Origin of the sequence: Parapontixanthobacter aurantiacus, assembly GCF_009827635.1 — a bacterium.
Classification (GTDB): domain Bacteria; phylum Pseudomonadota; class Alphaproteobacteria; order Sphingomonadales; family Sphingomonadaceae; genus Parapontixanthobacter; species Parapontixanthobacter aurantiacus.
On record NZ_WTYW01000001.1, the window covers coordinates 1,031,279 to 1,050,763 of the forward strand.

At 60.5% G+C, this 19,485-nt stretch carries 20 protein-coding genes; 1 reads left to right on the forward strand and 19 read right to left on the reverse strand.

Annotated elements, in window-relative coordinates; genetic code table 11:
* Nucleotides 1-11: 11 nt before the first annotated feature.
* The 19 genes from GRI38_RS05020 to GRI38_RS05105 all read right to left on the reverse strand — a co-directional run bounded on the left by GRI38_RS05020 (nucleotide 12) and on the right by GRI38_RS05105 (nucleotide 18,070).
* Complete coding sequence (locus GRI38_RS05020; RefSeq protein ID WP_337191238.1) at nucleotides 12-743, reverse strand: biotin--[acetyl-CoA-carboxylase] ligase; 732 nt, start codon at nucleotides 741-743, stop codon at nucleotides 12-14.
* Between the two features lie 4 nt (nucleotides 744-747).
* Nucleotides 748-2,211 (reverse strand): NADH-quinone oxidoreductase subunit NuoN, encoded by a 1,464-nt coding sequence (gene nuoN, locus GRI38_RS05025; protein WP_160681796.1) that lies wholly within the window; start codon nucleotides 2,209-2,211, stop codon nucleotides 748-750.
* Nucleotides 2,211-3,755, reverse strand: coding sequence for an NADH-quinone oxidoreductase subunit M (locus GRI38_RS05030; protein WP_160681797.1), 1,545 nt, complete (start codon nucleotides 3,753-3,755; stop codon nucleotides 2,211-2,213). Before GRI38_RS05030 ends, nuoN begins: the two co-directional genes overlap by 1 nt.
* Nucleotides 3,755-5,815, reverse strand: coding sequence for an NADH-quinone oxidoreductase subunit L (gene nuoL / locus GRI38_RS05035; RefSeq protein ID WP_160681798.1), 2,061 nt, complete (start codon nucleotides 5,813-5,815; stop codon nucleotides 3,755-3,757). The genes GRI38_RS05030 and nuoL overlap by 1 nt, the downstream gene beginning before the upstream one ends.
* 4 nt (nucleotides 5,816-5,819) lie before the next feature.
* Nucleotides 5,820-6,125: an NADH-quinone oxidoreductase subunit NuoK gene (gene nuoK, locus GRI38_RS05040; protein WP_160681799.1), complete on the reverse strand. Its 306-nt coding sequence runs from the start codon at nucleotides 6,123-6,125 to the stop codon at nucleotides 5,820-5,822.
* Nucleotides 6,122-6,745 carry an NADH-quinone oxidoreductase subunit J gene (locus tag GRI38_RS05045; protein WP_160681800.1) on the reverse strand — a complete coding sequence of 208 codons (624 nt, stop codon included), beginning with the start codon at nucleotides 6,743-6,745 and terminating at the stop codon, nucleotides 6,122-6,124. The genes nuoK and GRI38_RS05045 overlap by 4 nt, the downstream gene beginning before the upstream one ends.
* Nucleotides 6,746-6,781: 36 nt before the next feature.
* Nucleotides 6,782-7,267, reverse strand: coding sequence for an NADH-quinone oxidoreductase subunit NuoI (gene nuoI / locus GRI38_RS05050; RefSeq protein ID WP_160681801.1), 486 nt, complete (start codon nucleotides 7,265-7,267; stop codon nucleotides 6,782-6,784).
* Nucleotides 7,264-8,316 carry an NADH-quinone oxidoreductase subunit NuoH gene (gene nuoH, locus GRI38_RS05055; RefSeq protein WP_160681802.1) on the reverse strand — a complete coding sequence of 351 codons (1,053 nt, stop codon included), beginning with the start codon at nucleotides 8,314-8,316 and terminating at the stop codon, nucleotides 7,264-7,266. The genes nuoI and nuoH overlap by 4 nt, the downstream gene beginning before the upstream one ends.
* Nucleotides 8,313-10,319 carry an NADH-quinone oxidoreductase subunit NuoG gene (nuoG, locus tag GRI38_RS05060; protein WP_160681803.1) on the reverse strand — a complete coding sequence of 669 codons (2,007 nt, stop codon included), beginning with the start codon at nucleotides 10,317-10,319 and terminating at the stop codon, nucleotides 8,313-8,315. The genes nuoH and nuoG overlap by 4 nt, the downstream gene beginning before the upstream one ends.
* 2 nt (nucleotides 10,320-10,321) lie before the next feature.
* Nucleotides 10,322-10,981, reverse strand: coding sequence for a hypothetical protein (locus tag GRI38_RS05065; protein WP_160681804.1), 660 nt, complete (start codon nucleotides 10,979-10,981; stop codon nucleotides 10,322-10,324).
* Nucleotides 10,978-12,270 carry an NADH-quinone oxidoreductase subunit NuoF gene (gene nuoF / locus GRI38_RS05070; RefSeq protein ID WP_160681805.1) on the reverse strand — a complete coding sequence of 431 codons (1,293 nt, stop codon included), beginning with the start codon at nucleotides 12,268-12,270 and terminating at the stop codon, nucleotides 10,978-10,980. Before nuoF ends, GRI38_RS05065 begins: the two co-directional genes overlap by 4 nt.
* On the reverse strand, nucleotides 12,260-12,445 hold the full coding sequence (locus GRI38_RS05075) for a hypothetical protein (protein ID WP_160681806.1): 186 nt from the start codon (nucleotides 12,443-12,445) through the stop codon (nucleotides 12,260-12,262). Before GRI38_RS05075 ends, nuoF begins: the two co-directional genes overlap by 11 nt.
* A gap of 5 nt (nucleotides 12,446-12,450) precedes the next feature.
* Nucleotides 12,451-12,588: a hypothetical protein gene (locus tag GRI38_RS13925; protein WP_202389926.1), complete on the reverse strand. Its 138-nt coding sequence runs from the start codon at nucleotides 12,586-12,588 to the stop codon at nucleotides 12,451-12,453.
* The gene (gene nuoE / locus GRI38_RS05080; RefSeq protein ID WP_160681807.1) at nucleotides 12,588-13,256 is read right to left on the reverse strand and encodes an NADH-quinone oxidoreductase subunit NuoE; all 669 of its coding nucleotides are present in this window, start codon (nucleotides 13,254-13,256) and stop codon (nucleotides 12,588-12,590) included. Before nuoE ends, GRI38_RS13925 begins: the two co-directional genes overlap by 1 nt.
* Before the next feature lie 162 nt (nucleotides 13,257-13,418).
* Nucleotides 13,419-14,633, reverse strand: coding sequence for an NADH-quinone oxidoreductase subunit D (locus GRI38_RS05085; protein WP_160681808.1), 1,215 nt, complete (start codon nucleotides 14,631-14,633; stop codon nucleotides 13,419-13,421).
* A complete protein-coding gene (locus GRI38_RS05090; protein WP_160681809.1) occupies nucleotides 14,630-15,541 on the reverse strand; it encodes an NADH-quinone oxidoreductase subunit C in 912 nt (303 codons plus the stop codon). The genes GRI38_RS05085 and GRI38_RS05090 overlap by 4 nt, the downstream gene beginning before the upstream one ends.
* A 13-nt stretch (nucleotides 15,542-15,554) precedes the next feature.
* Nucleotides 15,555-16,118: a NuoB/complex I 20 kDa subunit family protein gene (locus GRI38_RS05095; protein ID WP_160681810.1), complete on the reverse strand. Its 564-nt coding sequence runs from the start codon at nucleotides 16,116-16,118 to the stop codon at nucleotides 15,555-15,557.
* Nucleotides 16,119-16,129: 11 nt separating this feature from the next.
* Nucleotides 16,130-16,504, reverse strand: coding sequence for an NADH-quinone oxidoreductase subunit A (gene ndhC / locus GRI38_RS05100; RefSeq protein WP_160681811.1), 375 nt, complete (start codon nucleotides 16,502-16,504; stop codon nucleotides 16,130-16,132).
* Between the two features lie 135 nt (nucleotides 16,505-16,639).
* Nucleotides 16,640-18,070, reverse strand: a complete 1,431-nt coding sequence (locus GRI38_RS05105) for a coniferyl aldehyde dehydrogenase (protein ID WP_160681812.1) — start codon at nucleotides 18,068-18,070, stop codon at nucleotides 16,640-16,642.
* 159 nt (nucleotides 18,071-18,229) lie between these two features.
* On the opposite strand from GRI38_RS05105, the gene GRI38_RS05110 reads away from it, so the two are divergent.
* Nucleotides 18,230-19,426: a thiolase family protein gene (locus GRI38_RS05110; protein WP_160681813.1), complete on the forward strand. Its 1,197-nt coding sequence runs from the start codon at nucleotides 18,230-18,232 to the stop codon at nucleotides 19,424-19,426.
* Nucleotides 19,427-19,485 lie beyond the last annotated feature (59 nt).

Below are 19,485 nucleotides of genomic sequence, written 5' to 3' on the forward strand. Positions count from 1 at the left end.
AACCCACTCCTTCAGCCGGGTCCGATATCGCCGGCGTAAACGTCCCTAATGCTTCCGTCCGGCATGCGCAAACGCAGCGCCCCGTCGGCTGACACTCCGGCAAATGAACCCTGCAAATTTCCGCCGCCCGGATTGCTGACGGTGAGTTGTTCGCTCGGCTTGTGAGAGCGGGTGGACCATTGAGCCAGCGTTGCATCGCTCCCTCGGCTTCGCCATACGTCCAGACGTACGGCGAACCTGTCTGCAAGATCGACCAGCACCTCGGCAGGACCGATTGCGGCATCTTGGCAGGCTTCACGCATTGATATCGTACGCCGCCCCTCGATCGTTGGCGCATGCGCGACGTTGATGCCAATCCCCACGACAACGAAGCGTTCGAGCCGTTCGAGAAGAATGCCGGCTATTTTGGCGCCGCCGACCTCTACATCGTTCGGCCATTTCAGTCTGAGCGACGATTGCCCGCCTAACCGGTGGGCAATGGCGTCATGGACCGCGAGAGCTGCGACGAAGGAAAGAGTCGTAACGGGCGGATCGGCGACATTGACATGGACCACGGTGCTGCAGAACAGATTGCCCGCTTCGCTCGTCCAGCTTCGCCCGAGCCTGCCGCGACCGCTTTCCTGCCGTTCGGCGCGCAGCCAATAATGTTCGTCGATCAGTTCTCCTGAGCCCAGGCGCGCAAGCAGATCGGCATTGGTCGAACCGGTAAGCGGCACCGTCTCGAGGGCGACGGCTCTCGTCACGACGCTAGACCAGGTAGAATAGCGAAGCCGCTGCATCGCTCGACCAAGCGTCGAGCAGCCCGTTCAGGAAATATCCCAGCGGTGAAACGATGATGCCTGCCAGAATGAGCACGATCCACTGACCGATCGGACTCGTCTTCACGACGGATCCCTCGGCCTCATCGAAGAACATCACCTTGACGAATTTCAGATAGTAAAACGCACCGATGACGCTTGCGGCGATCCCTATGGCTGCCAGCGCGATCAGGTCAGCTTCGACCGCTGCGCGAAAGACGACGAACTTCGCCCAGAACCCGAATAGCGGCGGAATGCCTGCCAGACTGAACATCAGAAGGAGCAGACACCAGGCGATCGCCGGCTTGCGCGTGGCGAGTCCTGCAATATCCGAGAAAGTCTCGAAGGGGCGACCGTCCTCGGCGCGCAGCATAAGCAAAGCCGTAAAGCTACCGAGCGTCATGACCACATAGATCACCAGGTAAGTCATCATCGCGCTCGTGCCGAGTTGCGTCGCCGTCGCGAGACCGATGAGGATGAAACCGACATTGTTGATGGAGGAATAGGCCAGCAAGCGCTTGAGGCTGTCCTGCCCGATTGCGCCCAAGGCACCGACGACGATGGATGCCAGCGCCGCAAAGACGACTATCTGGCGCCAGCTATCGACATGATCGGCGAAGGGCTCGAGCGCAATCCGCATAAGGATTGCCACGGCGGCAACTTTCGGAGCGCTGGCGAAAAACGCCGTGACTGGCGTCGGCGCGCCTTCGTACACATCCGGCGTCCACATATGGAAGGGAACCGCCGCGATCTTGAACGCGAGGCCGGCGAGAACGAAAACGATACCGAAGAGCGCTCCGGTCTCGATCCCGCCGATAAACGCCAGGCGTATGGCAGCGTAGTCCGTCGTTCCGGCAAAACCGTAGATCAGGCTCATTCCGTAAAGGAGGATGCCTGACGCCAAGGCGCCGAGAATGAAATATTTGAGACCAGCCTCGGACGAACGGACGTCATCACGCGCGAAGCTTGCGAGGACGTAGGACGACAGGCTCGACAGTTCCAGACCGATGTAGAGGGTGATGAGGTCGACGGCAGACACCATCATGCTCATGCCGACCGCCCCGAACAGCAGGAGGATCGGGTACTCGGACCGGTAGATACCGTTCGCTGCCAGATATTTCGGCGTGATCATCAGACAGGCGATGACCGCTAGGTAGATGAGGATCTTCGCAAAGCTGCTGAAGTCGTCCGCTCGATAAAGGCCGCCGAACGCATCGCCTGCAGCAGGAACACTCAGTTCGGTAAAGAGGTGCCCGGTGAAGATCGCCGCCCCGAACAGCGCCGCCGCCGCAAGAATGGTCACGAGCCGTGTCACGCGCGCTCCGCCCCAGGCAGAAACCAAGAGCAGGACGAGTCCGCTGATCGACAGACCGATCTCGGCACCGGTCAGATAGAGAGAGGTTGCGTAATCCATCAGTGCGCTCCCTCCGCTCCGAGGCTTCCCTCGATGTAATTGGCTCCATGCGCCGCAGGTTCGCCAATCACGAGTTCAGCGTCACCCTGCGGGGCTGCAGTCGCGAGACGTGCCTCGAGCGTCGCGATATCGGCACGCATGGGCGCGAGGAAACTCTCGGGATAAACGCCCATCCACAGGACGGCCGCAGCGATCGGTGCCAGCATGACCCATTCGCGCGCAGTCAAGTCCGGCATCGCAGCAGCATCTTCGTTGCGCTGGACGCCGAAAGCGACACGGCGATAGAGGTAAAGCATGTAACCGGCACCCAGAATGATCCCCGTCGTCAGGACGAGAGTGGCCCAGCTCGAAACTTCGTAGACTCCGGCAAGGCTCAGAAATTCGGCCACGAAACCGCTTGTTCCAGGGAGTCCGATGCTGGCCATTGTAAAGAACAGGAAGAACAGCGCATATCGCGGCATGTTGATCGACAGCCCGCCATAGCGATCGATCTCGCGCGTATGCAGCCGATCGTAGATGACGCCGACGCACAGGAACAGCGCCCCCGATACGAGGCCGTGGCTCAGCATCATGACCATAGCGCCTTCGAGGCCCTGTACGTTGAATGCGAACAGGCCTGCCGTAACAATCGCCATGTGAGCCACCGAGGAATAGGCGATCAGCTTCTTCATGTCGTGTTGAACCAGTGCGATGAGGCTCGTCACCACGACCGCGACCATCGACAGGCCTAAGATCAGCCAGACGAACTGCGCGCTGGCCTCGGGGAACATCGGCAGGCTGAAGCGAATGAAGCCATAGCCGCCCAGTTTCAGAAGTACGCCGGCAAGGATGACCGAACCCGCGGTCGGAGCTTGCACGTGCGCGTCGGGCAGCCAGGTGTGTACGGGCCACATCGGCATCTTGACCGCGAAGCTCGCAAAGAACGCCAGCCAGAGCCAGGTTTGGGCCGACGGATCAAAATCATACTGCATCAGTGTCGGAATGTCGGTCGTGCCGGCCTCGTTCACCATCCACAGCATCGCTATCAGCATCAGGACCGAGCCGAGCAGCGTGTAGAGGAAGAATTTGTAGCTCGCGTAAATCCGGTTGTCGCCGCCCCATACTCCGATGATGAGATACATGGGGATCAGGCCAGCCTCGAAGAAGATGTAGAAGAGGAAGATGTCCTGCGCGGCGAAGACGCCAATCATCAGCACTTCCATGAACAGGAAGGCCGACATGTATTCACCGACACGCGTGCGGATCGCATCCCAGCTGGCCAGTATGCAGATCGGCATGAGAAATACGCTCAGGACGATGAGCATCAGCGCAATGCCGTCGATCCCCAAGGCATAGGAGAAGCCGGCGAAAACTTCGCTCCGCTCGACGAACTGCCATTGAGCTCCGCCTACTTCGTAATTCGCCCAGAGCAACAGACCGAGCACCAGATTGACCGAAGTCGCCACAAGGGCGGTTATGCGCGCGGTCCGCTCGCCAAGGAACAGGCAGGCGATCGCGCCGACCAGCGGCACGAGCAGGAGGAAGGTAAGGATAGGGAACCCCATCAGAAGACGACCCAGGTTATTGCGGCCACGAGGCCGAGCAGCATGACCAGCGCATAGCTGTAGAGATAGCCGGTCTGGAACCGCTTGGCGGCAACGCTACCTTTCGACACCAGCCAGGCCGCGCCGTTCGGGCCGAACCGGTCGATCGTGCCCATGTCGATCGCTTTCCAGAAGACGCGGCCGAACCAGAAGGCAGGCTTCAGGAAGACGTAACGATAGAGCTCGTCGAAATACCACTTGTTGTAGAAGAAGTGGTAGATCGGCCCGAGCTGGTCGGCCGCCTTTTCCGGTATCGACGTATCCTTGATATAAGCGAACCACGCCGCCGTCAGGCCGAGCAGCATGACGATCGAGGCGGCAAGTTTCACCAGCAACGGCACTTCGTGCAGTTCGTGAATGAGCCCCTCATTGTAATAGATGGAGCCGGCCCAGAAGGTCTCGCTGTCGACGAATGCGTCCGTAAAGACGAAGCCTGCAAAGATCGCACCGAGGGTCAGCACACCGAGCGGAACGAGCATCGATACCGGGCTTTCGTGCGGATGATAGCCACCGGTGCCGCCGCGATACTCCGGCGGTGGAACTGCGTGGGTGACGTCGTGCCCTGAATCTTCCTGACGCGCCGGATTATGGTCTTCGGGCTCGTCGTGTCCCGCATGGACGGCATGCTGAATATGCTCGCTCTCGATCCAGCGCGGCTTGCCCCAGAATGTGAGGAACATGAGGCGCCAGCTATAGAAACTCGTCAGCAGCGCCGCGATCGTGCCCATCCAGAAGGCGAAACGTCCCAGTTCGGTACCCCTGCCCCACGCCGCTTCGAGGATTGCGTCCTTCGAATGGAACCCCGCAAAACCGGCGTGCAGCCAGTATATGCCGACGCCCGTAATCGCCAGCGTGCCTGCCAGCATCGCCCAGAACGTCAGCGGTATCTCCTTACGCAGCGCACCGTAATACCGCATGTCCTGCTCGTGATGCATTGCGTGGATGACCGAACCTGCGCCGAGGAACAGCAGCGCCTTGAAGAAGGCATGGGTGAAGAGGTGGAACATGGCGACGCCATAGGCTCCGACGCCCGCTGCAAAGAACATGTATCCCAGCTGCGAACAGGTCGAATAGGCGATGACGCGCTTGATGTCCCATTGCGTCGTTCCGACCGTCGCAGCGAACAGGCATGTAGCGGCGCCGATGAAGGTGACGACAGCGAGCGCGACCGGCGCGGTTTCGAACATCGGACTGAGCCGGCAGACCATGAACACGCCTGCCGTGACCATCGTCGCCGCATGGATCAGCGCTGAGACCGGTGTCGGCCCTTCCATCGCGTCGGGCAGCCAGGTGTGAAGGCCGAGCTGCGCCGACTTGCCCATCGCGCCGATGAACAACAGGATGCAAAGCACGTCCATCGTTGCCATGCGGTAACCCAGGAACCCGATCGTCGCGCCGCTCATTGCCGGGGCCGCCTCGAGAATCGCGGGGATCGAGACCGTATTGAAAACCAGATACGTGCCAAAAATACCGAGCATGAAGCCGAGATCGCCGACGCGGTTGACCACGAACGCCTTGATCGCCGCAGCGTTCGCACTCGGCTTTCTGAACCAGAAACCGATGAGGAGGTAGGAAGCGAGCCCGACGCCCTCCCAACCGAAGAACATTTGCACGAGGTTGTCGGCCGTCACCAGCATCAACATGGCAAAGGTGAAAAGCGACAGATAGGCGAAGAACCGCGGCTGGTCCGGGTCCTCGTCCATATAGCCCCAGCTATAGAGGTGAACGAGCGCGGAGACGGTCGTGATGACGACCAGCATGACTGCGGTCAGCGTATCGACCCGCAGCGCCCAATCGAATGTCAGCGTGCCGGAGCGGACCCAAGTGAGGACTTGGACGACTTCAGCCGTCGCGGTTCCGCCGAGGAACCCGAGAAAGATCGGCCACGATAGCACGCAGGAGACGAACAGTGCACCGGTCGTGATCGATTTCGCGACCGTATTGCCCAGCGCACGATTGCCGAAACCGGCGATGATCGCTGCCAGCAGCGGCAGGAATACGATGATCAGTATCGACGACACCGTTCTACCCCTTCAGCCGGTCGACGTCGTCGACCGCGATCGTCCCGCGATTGCGGAAATATATGACGAGAATTGCAAGGCCGATGGCCGCTTCACCGGCTGCCACGGTCAGCACGAACATGGCGAAAACCTGTCCGGTCAGATCGTTCAGAAATGCACTGAAAGCGACCAGATTGATGTTGACCGCCAACAGAATGAGCTCGATCGCCATCAGAATGACGATGATGTTCTTGCGGTTCAGGAAGATGCCGAGCACGCCGAGCACGAACAGGATTGCGCTGACGACGATGTAATGTTCGATGCCGATCATAAGTCGACCCCCTTCCCTACCGCCGGTTGCGTCATGATGGTCGCCTCGTCGGGATTGCGACGGACCTGCTTGCCGATATCCTGATGAGCGCGCGGGCTGCGCAGGTCGCGATGCGTCAGGACGATGGCCCCGATCATCGCCACCAGCAGGACGATCCCTGCCGCTTCGAAGAGGAACAGGTATTCGGAATAGAGTACCGCGCCCAGGCTTTCGATATTGCTCGTCATGGGGATGGGCGCAGCCGTTCCCTCCGCCGCCCCGAGATTCAGCGCACCCGCGCGGTAAGCCCCGATGCCGAGCACCAGTTCCGCCAGCAGCACGAGAGCCACGGCTATGCCGAGCGGGAAGTTCTTCACGAAGCCTGCGCGCAATGAAGCGAAGTCGATGTCCAGCATCATCACGACGAACAGGAACAGGACCGCGACGGCCCCCACATAGACGATCACCACGAGCATCGCGATGAACTCCGCATGGAGCAGCACCATGAGACCCGCCGCGTTGAAGAAGGCGAGGATCAGCCACAGCACCGAATGCACGGGATTGCGGGCGAGGATCACCATCACCGCGCTGGCGATGACGATGCTCGCGAAAAGATAGAAGGCAACGACCTGTAATGTCATAGCTTGCGATGGGCCCCGTGTGGTCTGACGCGCGCGTTAGCGATAGGGAGCGTCGGCTTCAAGGTTTGCGGCGATCGCCCGCTCCCACTTGTCCCCGTTGGCCAGCAATTTCGCCTTATCGTAGAGCAGTTCCTCGCGGGTTTCCGTCGAATATTCGAAATTCGGACCCTCGACCACCGCATCGACCGGGCAGGCTTCCTGGCAGAAACCGCAATAGATGCACTTCGTCATGTCGATGTCGTAGCGAGTCGTGCGGCGACTGCCGTCATCGCGCGGTTCACTCTCGATAGTGATCGCCTGCGCTGGACATACCGCTTCGCACAGCTTGCAGGCGATGCAGCGTTCCTCCCCATTGGGATAGCGGCGCAATGCGTGCTCCCCCCGGAAACGCGGACTGATCGGGTTCTTCTCGTAAGGGTAGTTGATCGTCACCTTCGGCTTGAAGAAATATTTCAGCGTAAGGGCGTGCGCCTTAACGAACTCCCACAAGGTGAACGACTTGATGGTTTGGGCGATGGTCATGAATAATGTCCGGTGGCCATAAGATAGCCGGAGATGAGAACGACGAAGACGAGGCTCAAGGGCAGGAACACCTTCCAGCCCAACCGCATCAGCTGGTCGTAGCGGAAGCGCGGCACGGTCGCCTTGATCCAGCTGAAGACGAAGAAGAAGAAGAATATCTTCGCGAACAGCCATACGAAGCCGGGAATGTCGAACCACGGAATGAGATCGATATTGAGCGGCGGCAGCCACCCTCCGAAGAAGAGGATCGCGTTGAGCGTGCACATCAAGAGGACGTTCGCATACTCGCCGAGCCAGAACAGGGCGAAGCTCATCGAGGAATATTCGGTCTGATAGCCTGCGACGAGTTCGCTCTCTGCCTCGGTCAGATCGAACGGCGCGCGCGCCGTTTCCGCCAGTGCGGAAATGAGGAAGACGACCCACATCGGGAACAGCAGCAGGTTGAACGCGAATGCATTGACGATGCCGAAGCCGTGACCGAGCTGCGCCAGCACGATGCCGTTCATGTTGAACGTCCCGGCCCAGAGGACGACGCAGACGAGCACGAAGCCGATGGAAACCTCGTAGGAGATCATCTGCGCTGCGGCGCGCATGGCGGAAAAGAACGGATATTTCGAGTTCGATGCCCAGCCCGACACGACGACGCCGTAAACGCCTAGCGAACTGATCGCGAGCACGTAGAGCAGACCGACATTGATGTCCGCCAGGACAGCCTCTGGGCCAAAAGGAATGACTGCCCAGGCCAGCAGCGCGACCGTGAAGGTCACGATCGGCGCGATCAGGAACAGACCCTTGTTCGCGGCGCTCGGAATGATGGTTTCCTGCAGGAAAACCTTTAGCCCGTCGGCAAAACTTTGCAGCAGGCCGAACGGCCCGACCACATTCGGTCCGCGGCGCAGCGCGATGGCCGCCCAGACCTTGCGATCGACATAGATGATCATGGCGACAGCAAGCATCAGCGGCAATGCGATCAGCAGGATGCCGGCAATCGTCGCGATGAACCACGCCGCCTCGAAGGTGAGGCCGAGGGACTGGAAGAACTCGGTCATTCGGCGGCTTCCTTCAGGTCGTCATGATGCAGCAGTTCGGAGGAACAGCGCTGCATGGTCGCACTCGCGCGCGCAACGACATTGGTCATGTAGAAATCGGCGATCGGATAGGAAATCGCGCCGCTCGCCCTGATCGACGCATCAGCGTTCGGAAGCTGTCCGAAATCGGCGAGGCCTTCTTCGCCCAGTGCCGGAACGGCGGCGATCATCGCGCTCTGCAATTCGGCAAAGCTGTCGAAGCCGACGGAGACGTCGAGCGCGTCGGCCATCGCCCGCAGGATGGTCCAGTCCTCGCGCGCGTCGCCGGGAGCGAAGACGGCCTTCTCCGCGAACTGCACGCGGCCTTCCGTGTTGACGTAGGTTCCGTCCTTCTCGGCATAGCTCGCACCGGGCAGGATGATATCAGCGGCGTGAGCTCCAGCATCGCCATGATGGCCGATATAGACCTTCAGGCTGTCGGCGAACGCGCCGTAATCCAATTCATCAGCACCAAGGGAAATCAGCACGTTGGGCTTGGCCTTGGCAATATTGCCGATACCGCCCTTCTGCGCATAGCCCAGCATCAGGCCGCCCATCCGGCTTGCCGCCATGTGCAGCACGTTGAAGCCGTTCCAGCCTTCGCGCACCAGATTGAACTGTTCGGCAAACGCGAGTGCGGGATGCAGCGCTCCCTTCGCAAGGCCACCGCCGCCGACGATGACCGCCGGACGTTCCGCCTTGCTGAACGCCTCGGTAATCGCTTGCGGAAGATCGTGCAGCACGGCTGCGTCTTCGCCGAGGAAAGTAGCAGGATAGGTCGTATCCCACTGCGGGCCGACGACGAAGATCTTCGCTCCGCGCTTGGCCGCCTTGCGCAGGCGGACGTTGACGAGGGCGGCTTCCCAACGAACCTGACTGCCGACGATGAGGATCGCATCGGCGTTCTCGATCCCTTCGAAGGTCGAATTGAAATTGACCGCTGCGAGATTGGAACAATCGTAATCGAGCCCGGTCTGACGACCTTCCAGATGGTCGGAACCGAGCGCGCCGAGCAGAGCTTTGGCCGCGAACATGGTCTCGCAATCGACGAGATCGCCCGCAACCGCCGCAATGCTGCCCTTCGGATTGGCGGCTGCGATGGCCGCGAATGCTTCGTTCCACTCGGCAGGAACCAGTTTGCCGTCCTTGCGGATATAGACCTTGTCGAGCCGACGCCGCGACAGCCCGTCGACCTGATAACGGCCTTTGTCGGACAACCATTCCTCGTTCACGGCGTCATTTATGCGCGGCAGCGCGCGCATGACTTCGCGACCGCGGCTGTCGAGCCTGATATTCGCGCCGACCGCGTCAGACACGTCGATCGACCACGTTTTCTTCAACTCCCACGGCCGCGCCTCGAACGCATAGGGGCGACTGGTCAGCGCTCCGACCGGGCAGAGGTCGATGACGTTGGCCGACAATTCGTGGCTCGCCGCCTGTTCGAGATAGGTCGTGATCTGCATGTCCTCGCCGCGATAAATCGCGCCGATTTCGTCCACGCCGGCAATCTCCTCGGAGAAACGCACGCAGCGGGTGCAATGGATGCAGCGGGTCATGATCGTCTTGATCAAGGGACCCATGTATTTCTCGGTAACGGCGCGCTTGTTCTCTTCGTAGCGGGTCGCGCCGCGACCATACATCATCGACTGGTCCTGAAGGTCGCACTCGCCGCCCTGGTCGCAAATCGGGCAGTCGAGCGGGTGGTTGATCAGGAGAAACTCCATCACCCCTTCGCGCGCAGTCTTGACCATGTCGGTGTCGGTGCGGATTTCCTGCCCGTCGGTCGCGGGAAGCGCACAGCTTGCCTGCGGCTTGGGCGGTCCGGGCTTCACTTCGACGAGGCACATGCGGCAATTGCCGGCAATGCTGAGCCGCTCGTGATAGCAGAAGCGCGGGATTTCCTTGCCTGCAAGCTCGCAGGCTTGCAGCACGGTCGCGCCGTTCGGAACCTCGATTTCCTGACCGTCTACGGTAACTTTGGGCATTATTACGACAACTCTGCAATTACAAAAGGTTGGCCGATCCAATGGAGGAATGCGACATAGGACAGGGCCATGGCGAATGGCATTAGCTTTAGCTTCGGCACTGCCAGCATCCCACCGCAATCCGCAAAGCTCTGTTCAAGATCCGCAAGAGCCCTGCTTTCAGTGCTGCTGCTCGGATACGAACTCAAGAACGTCCTCGAGCTGTCCTCGTCATTCAAAAAAACGCAATTCGAGAAGCGAAGATATTCCAATCGATCATTAAGTGGAGTCTCATCAGGAAATTCGTATCGATGGGCTCGCAAGGCATCGACCGGCAATTCCGCCTTCAAATCACCGCTCAAATACGCAGCCCGCGCGAGACCAGCACGAAGAACTTCGGACGAAAACCAAATTGATCTCGCTTTGAGGCAATGTCCGAGAGTAAGTCCTTCACTAAATTCTTGAAGTGCCTGCACTCCCGTATCGAGAATAGCTTCTACGGCAGACTGAGGCGCGATATCGTAGGCGCAAGTGGCCATAGACGTCACTTGGCGTCTAAACGCTGTTTCCGAGCGACTTTCTGAGACGATTTCGACAGCGTCGTCGGTTTGCGCGAACCCGGTAGTAGGCAAGGCGCTCAATCCGATGGCAGAAAGCACGGCAAAAGCCGTCGCAATTTTCATTCGGCCGCCTCTGCGAATTTGGCGTTATGTTCTTCGATCCGGCGCTCGAGTTCAGGCCGGAAGTGGCGGATGAGGCCCTGGATCGGCCAAGCTGCGGCATCGCCGAGTGCGCAAATCGTGTGGCCCTCGACCTGCTTCGTAACCTGTTGCAGCATGTCGATTTCCTCGATCGCCGCGTCGCCGGTACGAAGCCGCTCCATCATGCGCCACATCCAGCCCGTGCCTTCGCGGCAGGGGGTGCACTGACCGCAGCTTTCGTGCTTGTAGAAATAGCTGATGCGGGAAATCGCACGGACGATGTCGGTCGACTTGTCCATGACGATGACTGCCGCGGTGCCGAGGCCCGAGCCGAGCTCTTTCAGCCCGTCGAAGTCCATCGGCGCGTCCATGATCTGTTCGGCCGGAACGAGCGGAACCGATGAGCCGCCGGGAATGACTGCGAGCAGATTGTCCCACCCGCCGGTGATGCCGCCGCAATGCCGCTCGATCAGTTCGCGGAACGGAATGCTCATTTCCTCTTCGACGACGCACGGCTTTTCGACGTGGCCGGAGATCTGGAACAGCTTCGTTCCGTGATTGCCTTCACGCCCGAAGCTCGAGAACCACGCGGCTCCGCGCCGCAGGATCGTCGGTACGACCGCGATGCTCTCCACATTGTTGACCGTAGTGGGACAGCCATAAAGGCCCGCACCCGCCGGAAACGGCGGCTTGAGGCGCGGCTGCCCCTTCTTGCCTTCGAGGCTCTCAATCATCGCCGTTTCCTCGCCGCAAATATAGGCGCCGGCGCCGCGATGGAGGAACACGTCGAAATCATAACCCGACTGGCTGGCATTCTTGCCGATCAGCCCGGCTTCGTAGGCTTGCTCGATGGCCGCCTGCAACGTCTGTGCCTCGCGGATATATTCCCCGCGAATGTAGATGTAGGCCGCACGAGCGCGCATGGCGAACCCGGCGATGAGCGCTCCTTCGATCAGCTTGTGCGGATCGTGCCGGATGATCTCGCGATCCTTGCACGAGCCCGGTTCGGATTCGTCGGCATTGATGACGAGGAAGGAGGGTCGACCGTCTTTCGATTCCTTGGGCATGAAAGACCATTTGAGACCGGTCGGGAACCCTGCCCCGCCGCGACCGCGCAGACCGCTCGCCTTAATCTCGTCGATGATCGAATCCTGCCCGCGCGCGATGAGCGACTTCGTGTTGTCCCAGTCGCCGCGTTGCTGCGCTGCCTTGAGGCCCCAATCCTGAAACCCGTAGACATTGGTGAAGATGCGGTCCTTGTCAGCCAGCATCGCTCGCGTCCTTCTTCTTCTCTTTCGCACCGACAGATGCGGACAGTCCGAACATCATCGTCGCCAGCCCCATGAATACCACGCCGAGCACATTACCGGCGACAAAGACAATGTATGCCCCTGCGAGCAGCGCGACGAGCCCCGTCGCCATCACCAGCATTTGAGTGTTGGTCATTCCGGTCACAGTACACCGCCGAATACGACGACCGCAACGATCGCCAGGATGACGAGCAGCGCAACCGTCTTGACCACGCCCTTGAACAGCTTCCAGGCGATGAAGATCGCGATCAGCGCGACGATGATCGTGACGATTTCCACTACCACTGGCTCCGGTAGTCGTGGTTCTCGCTGACCATTTCCTTGAGCGTGGTCGGCCCGCCGGACGGTTCGGACGTATGCCGCCCCGGTTCCTGCGTGCCTTCTTTCGGATCTTTCCCTGCGGCAAGCGCGTCGAGGACCGCATCGAGCCGCTCCGGCGTCAGATCCTCGTAGTTTCCGTCATTGATCTGCACCATCGGCGCGGTCGCGCAGCTTCCCATGCACTCGACTTCGGTGAGCGTCCACAAGCCGTCCTCGGATACGGCGCCCTTCTTCATGCCGCGCGCCTTGCAGGCTTCCATGATCGCGTCCGAGCCGCGTAGCATGCACGGCGTCGTGCCGCAGACCTGCACGTGATACTTTCCCACGGGGCGAAGATTGTACATGAAATAAAAGGTCGCGACTTCGAGCACGCGGATGACCGGTACGTCGAGATAGGCAGCGACATATTCGATGACCGGCAAAGGCAGCCAGCCCTGCGTATCGGTTTCCGCCCCGACCTGCCGCTGGGCAAGATCGAGCAGCGGCATCACCGCACTCTTCTGCCGACCGTCGGGATAGCGCGCGATGACCTTGTCCGCATGCGCCTTGTTGGCTTCGGTGAATGCAAAGCCGCCCCAGCGCTCGCGCAGTTCGGGCGTATCGGGTGCAAGGGAACGGTCAGCCATGCTTCAATTTCCTGATCGAGCGAGCCGATCCTGCGCCGACTATTGCAGCTACGACCGCACCCACCACGAGGCCGCCGGAAACTTCCGGTGAAATAACGTTTATAACAACGGCTGCGGCGAACCCTAGGACGGCCGCGACCAAAACCAGCTTTACCATGTCACTCACCGGTCGCTCTCCCCGAACACAACGTCGATCGCGCACAGGACAGGGATCGCATCGGGCAGCATGTGCCCCTTGCACATGAAATCCATCGCCTGAAGGTGGCTGAAAGCCGTCGGTCTGATCTTGCAGCGATAGGGCTTGTTGGAACCGTCGCTCACCAGATAGACGCCGAACTCGCCCTTCGGACTTTCCGTCGCGACGTACACTTCGCCCGCGGGTACGTGAAAACCTTCCGTATAGAGCTTGAAGTGATGGATCAGCGCTTCCATCGACTGCTTCATCTCGCCCCGCTTGGGCGGAGAAACCTTGCGGTCGTCGCTGGCGATCGGGCCTTCCGGCATTTCCGCCAGACATTGCTTGATGATCTTCGCGCTTTCGTAAACTTCCTTCACGCGCACCATGAACCGGTCGTAGCAATCGGAATTGGTCCCCACCGGGATGTCGAACTCCATCCGGTCGTAAACGTCGTAAGGCTGGCTCTTTCGCAAGTCCCATGGGATGCCGGCAGCGCGGATCATTGGGCCAGAGAAGCCCCACGCAAGCGCGTCTTCCTTCGACACCACGCCGATATCGACGTTACGCTGCTTGAAGATGCGATTGTCGGTGACGAGGCTCATCGCATCGCCGAACAGTTCCGGCAGGCGCGTATCCACCCAATCGCCAATATCGGTGAGCAATTTCAGCGGCACGTCCTGATGAACCCCGCCGGGCCGGAACCATGCGCTGTGCATTCGCGCGCCGCTCGCCCGCTCGAAGAAGTTCATGCAGTCTTCGCGCAGCTCGAACACCCAGAGGTTGGGCGTCATCGCGCCCACATCCATGACATGCGCCCCGATATTGAGCATGTGGTTGCAGATGCGAGTCAGTTCCGCGAACAGCACGCGAAGGTATTGCGCCCGCTCCGGCACTTCGATGTTCAGCAGCTTCTCGATGGCGAGCACGTAGGAGTGCTCCATGCAAAGCGGCGAGCAATAGTCGAGCCGGTCAAAATAGGGCAGCGCCTGCAGATAGGTCTTGTGCTCTATCAGCTTCTCGGTCCCGCGATGCAGGAGGCCGACATGCGGATCGATCCGTTCGATGATCTCGCCGTCGAGTTCCATCACCATGCGCAACACGCCGTGCGCTGCGGGATGCTGCGGTCCGAAGTTGATCGTGTAGTTGCTGATCGTTTCGTCGCCGGTGGTCGGCGATTTCTCGAGGGTTAGGCCGCTCATTCCGCCTTGTCTCCGCTCGCTCCGGCATCATCGGCAGGAGCAACATTTGCCTTGTTCGGTTCGACGGTCTTCCGAGGTGTGGTCGCCGCCTTCGTATCGGTCGTCTTGCCCTTGCGCTTCGCTCTCGCCGGACGGTCTTCCGTCGGCGCAGGCGGAGGCGTGCGATCTTCGCCAGCGTCCTTTTCGGCGGGCGAGCCCTCGCTCACCTTGTTTGCCGCTTTCTCGTCCGTCTTGGGGCCGGCGCCGGTGTCCTTCGGACTGTCCGTGACTTTCGGATCGGCCACGGGGGGCATTTCGGCCTTCTCGTCGCCGGGCAGCACGTAGTCCGCCCCTTCCCATGGACTGAGAAAATCGAAAGTCCTTAGTTCTTGCGCCAGTTCGACGGGTTCGTATACGACCCGCTTCTCGTCCTCGGAATAGCGCAACTCGCTATATCCCGTCAGCGGGAAATCCTTGCGGAAGGGATGCCCTTCGAAACCGTAATCGGTCAGAATACGGCGGAGATCGGTATTGCCGCTGAACAGCACGCCGAATAGGTCGAACACCTCGCGTTCGAGCCAACCCGCATTCGGCCAGAGATTGGTGACCGTGGGTACCGGCGTCTCCGCGTCGGTCTGAACCTTCACGATTACGCGATGGTTCTTCGTTACGCTGAGGAGCATGTAGACGACTTCGAACCGCTCTGCCCGGCTCGGATAGTCGACGCCGGCGATCTCCATGAGCTGCTGATAGCCATGCTCGTCGCGCAACATTCTCAGGACGTCGTCGATCGCCTCTCGCTTTACGGAAAACAGGAATTCGCCGTGTTCCTCGCGCGCTTCGAGCAGGTGGTCGCCCATAGCCTGCGACAGCGTCTCGCGGATGTTCGTCAGCGTCGAAATCTTCGGTGCGGGATGAAGGACTGTCATAGCGCTCTCCGCCTTACCGAGCGATCGTGCCGACGCGGCGGATCTTCCGCTGCAACTGCATCACGCCATAGAGCAAGGCTTCGGCGGTCGGAGGGCAACCGGGCACGTAGATGTCGACCGGCACGATGCGGTCGCAGCCGCGCACCACTGAGTAGCTGTAATGGTAGTAGCCGCCGCCATTGGCGCAGCTTCCCATGCTGATGACGTATTTCGGGTCCGACATCTGGTCGTAGACCTTGCGCAGTGCCGGGGCCATCTTGTTGCAGAGCGTTCCCGCCACGATCATCACGTCCGACTGGCGCGGACTTGCGCGCGGCGCAACGCCGAACCGCTCCATGTCGTAGCGCGGCATATTGACGTGGATCATCTCGACCGCACAGCAGGCGAGGCCAAACGTCATCCACCAGAGCGAACCGGTCCGCGCCCATTGGAACAGGTCCTCGGTCGTCGTGACGAGGAACCCCTGGTCGTTGACCTCGGTCTGCATCGCCTTGAAGTAATCCGCATCGGGCTGCCGGATTTCGCCGCCTTTCGCGGTCGGTGCGGTCGCCAGCTCGGCATATTCCCGGCTGTTCATATCGTTCGTTCCTACTCCCATTCGAGCGCTCCCACCTTCCATGCATAAGCCAGGCCTACGGCGAGTTCGGCGAGAAAGATCATCATCGTGGTCCAGCCGGCCCAGCCGGTCAGGTCGAGGCTGACCGCCCAGGGAAAGAGAAATGCCGCTTCGAGATCGAAGACGATGAACAGGATCGCGACGAGATAGAACCGGACGTCGAACTGGCCCCGCGAATCCTCGAACGCCGGAAAGCCGCATTCATATTCGCTGAGTTTCTCGGCGGTCGGCTGATGCGCTCCTGTCAGGCGAGACACGCCCATCGGCAGGAACACGAACGCCACCGACAGTCCCAGCGCGATGAACAGGAACAATAGGATAGGCAGATATTGCGAGAGATCGACCACGAGCGATTCCGGTTGTGAGAAGGGGTGGCCCGCATCTAGGCTCCTCGGACGGTGCGCGCAAGGGCACGGGCAGACGAAACCCTGCGCAATTCCCCCATTCCTTCGATATGTTAGCGGTCAGACGCTCGTGAAAGACTACTTCATGACCGAGCGCGCCGCCTTTTCGGTATTCTTTCCGTAAGGCGGCTTGAACCCGGCCAGCTTGGCGATGTCGATCTTCGGCTGCGTGTAAACGGACCGCGCATGGCTGAATTCGCGGAAACCTTCAGGCCCGTGATAGCTGCCGATCCCCGATGGTCCGATGCCGCCGAAGGGAAGATCGTCCATCGAAACGTGGAAGATGACGTCGTTCACCGTCGTTCCGCCCGAGACCGTGCGCGAAAGAACCCGCTGCTGCTCTGCTGAATCGTCGCCGAAATAATAGAGGCCGAGCGGCCGGTCATGGTCGTTCACGTAATCGACCGCATCATCGACCGAGCTGTAGGTCATGACGGGCAGGACCGGGCCGAAAATCTCCTCCTGCATCGCCTTCATGTCGTCATTGACGTTCCGCAGAATCGTGAGCGGCATCTTGCGCGCGTTGGCGCTAGAAAAATCCTCGTTGGCGGGGTTCACCTCAACGACATCTGCGCCCTTGTAGCGCGCATCCTCCACCAGTCCTTTAAGGCGCTCGAAGTGCTTGTCGGAAATGATGCTCGTATAGTCTTCGTTCTCAAGCAGCGTAGGATACATGTTCATCACGCCGAGCTCGACGGCGGCGACGGCGGCGTCTTCCTGCTCTTCCGAAACGATCATGTAGTCCGGCGAGAGGCAAATCTGCCCGGCATTCATCATCTTGCCCATGGCAATCCGTTCGCCCGCCCGTTCGAGATTGGCATTCTTGCCAAGGATCACGGGCGACTTGCCGCCGAGTTCGAGGGTGACCGGGACGAGGTTCTTGGCCGCGGCCTCCATCACCTTGCGCCCCGTCTCGGTCGAACCGGTGAAGACCAGATGGTCGAAGGGCAGTTCGGAAAATTCCTGCGCGATCTCCGGCCCGCCGGTGACGAAGGCGACTTCCTCCGGCGCAAAATACTTCGCCGCGAGTTCGCGCGAGAGTTCGCTTGTCTCCTGCGTGAATTCACTGGGCTTGATCATGGCGCGGTTGCCGGCGGCAAGAACCTGCATCAGCGGACCGAAAGACAGGTTTACCGGGAAATTCCACGGGCTGAGGATGCCGATGACGCCCTTGGGCTCGTAGCGCACCTCGGCCTTCGCGCCCAACAGCGCGAGCGGAAACTGCACCTTGCGCTTGTCGGGCTTAGCCCAGTCGTCGAGGTTCTTGAGGCAGTATTTGCCGAAGCCAACCGTCCCGGCGATGTCGGTCATCATGGATTGCCGCGGACTGCGATTGCCGAAATCCGCGCTCATCGCCTTGCACAGCGCATTGCCATTCTCTTTCAGAAGGGCGATAGCACGCTCGATACGGTCCTTGCGCTTGGAAAGCTTTTCGGGCCGCGACCGGGTAAAATCCTCGCGCTGCCGGTTTAGAGTGCCGTGCAAGTCCTGCCTGTTTTCGTCCGCCATCGCTCTCTCCTTCGCTGATCTTGTCCCGCCCACCTATGTCGTCCTCATAGGCGAAGCAAGCGCGGCGCCTCTTCGCCGTCGCCATTCGATTTGCGTTGCGCTCCTTATCGCCATAGATGGAAAGCCCATAGGTCCAACCAACGAAGCGAGTGCTCGATCATGTCGCAATTTTCCGCCAACGATCCCGTCGTAATTCTTTCCTATGCTCGCACGCCGATGGGTGCGATGCAGGGCGCCCTTTCCGATGCATCGGCTACCGATCTCGGTGCGACGGCCGTCAAGTCCGCTGTCGAGCGCGCGGGGGTCGGCGGCGAGGAAATCGACCGCTGCTACATGGGCTGCGTCCTGCCCGCCGGACTGGGCCAGGCGCCCGCCCGCCAGGCTGCGATCAAGGCCGGCCTGCCCAAATCGGTCGAGGCGACCACCGTCAACAAGGTCTGCGGCTCGGGCATGCAGACCGTCATCATGGGGAGCGAGGCGCTGGCTTCCGGCTCCGTCGATTGCGTCGTGGCGGGCGGCATGGAGAGCATGACCAATGCGCCCTACCTTCTCAAGAAGCATCGGTCGGGTGCGCGGATCGGCCATGATACCGCTTACGATCACATGTTCCTCGACGGTCTCGAGGATGCCTATGAAGAAGGTCGCGCGATGGGCACCTTCGCGCAGGAAACGGCCAACGAATACCAGATGACCCGCGAGGAAATGGATGAATATTCCATCGAGTCGCTGCGGCGCGCAAATGCCGCGATCGAGAACGGCGCGTTCGATGAAGAGGTTGTCGCCGTCACCATGAGCACGCGCGGCGGCGACGTTACGGTGGACAAGGACGAGGCACCCGGAAAGGGCAAGCCCGATAAGATACCGCAACTGCGTCCCGCCTTTGCCAAGGACGGCACCATCACCGCGGCGACGTCCAGTTCGATCTCCGACGGGGCGGCTGCCGTCGTCCTCACGCGCGAAAGTGTCGCGAAGGAGCGCGGACAGCAGCCGATCGCACGTATCGTCGCGCTCGCCGCGCATGCGCACGAACCGGCCAAGTTCACCACTGCCCCGATCGGTGCCATCGAAAAGGTTCTGGAAAAGGCCGGCTGGTCAAAGGACGAGGTCGACCTTTGGGAAGTGAACGAAGCTTTCGCTTGCGTGGCCATGTTCGCCATGCGCGATATCGGCATCCCGCATGACCGGATCAACGTGAATGGCGGCGGCACGGCGCTCGGTCATCCGATCGGAGCGAGCGGTACGCGCATCATCGTGACGCTGCTCAACGCCCTGAAGCAACAGGGTAAGAAGAAGGGCGTTGCCAGCCTGTGCATCGGTGGGGGCGAGGCAACCGCAGTTGCCGTAGAAATGCTCTGATATTGCCAAGGCGACCGGTCGCCCGATAAACGTACGGCCGGTCCAGCACAGGGGAACGA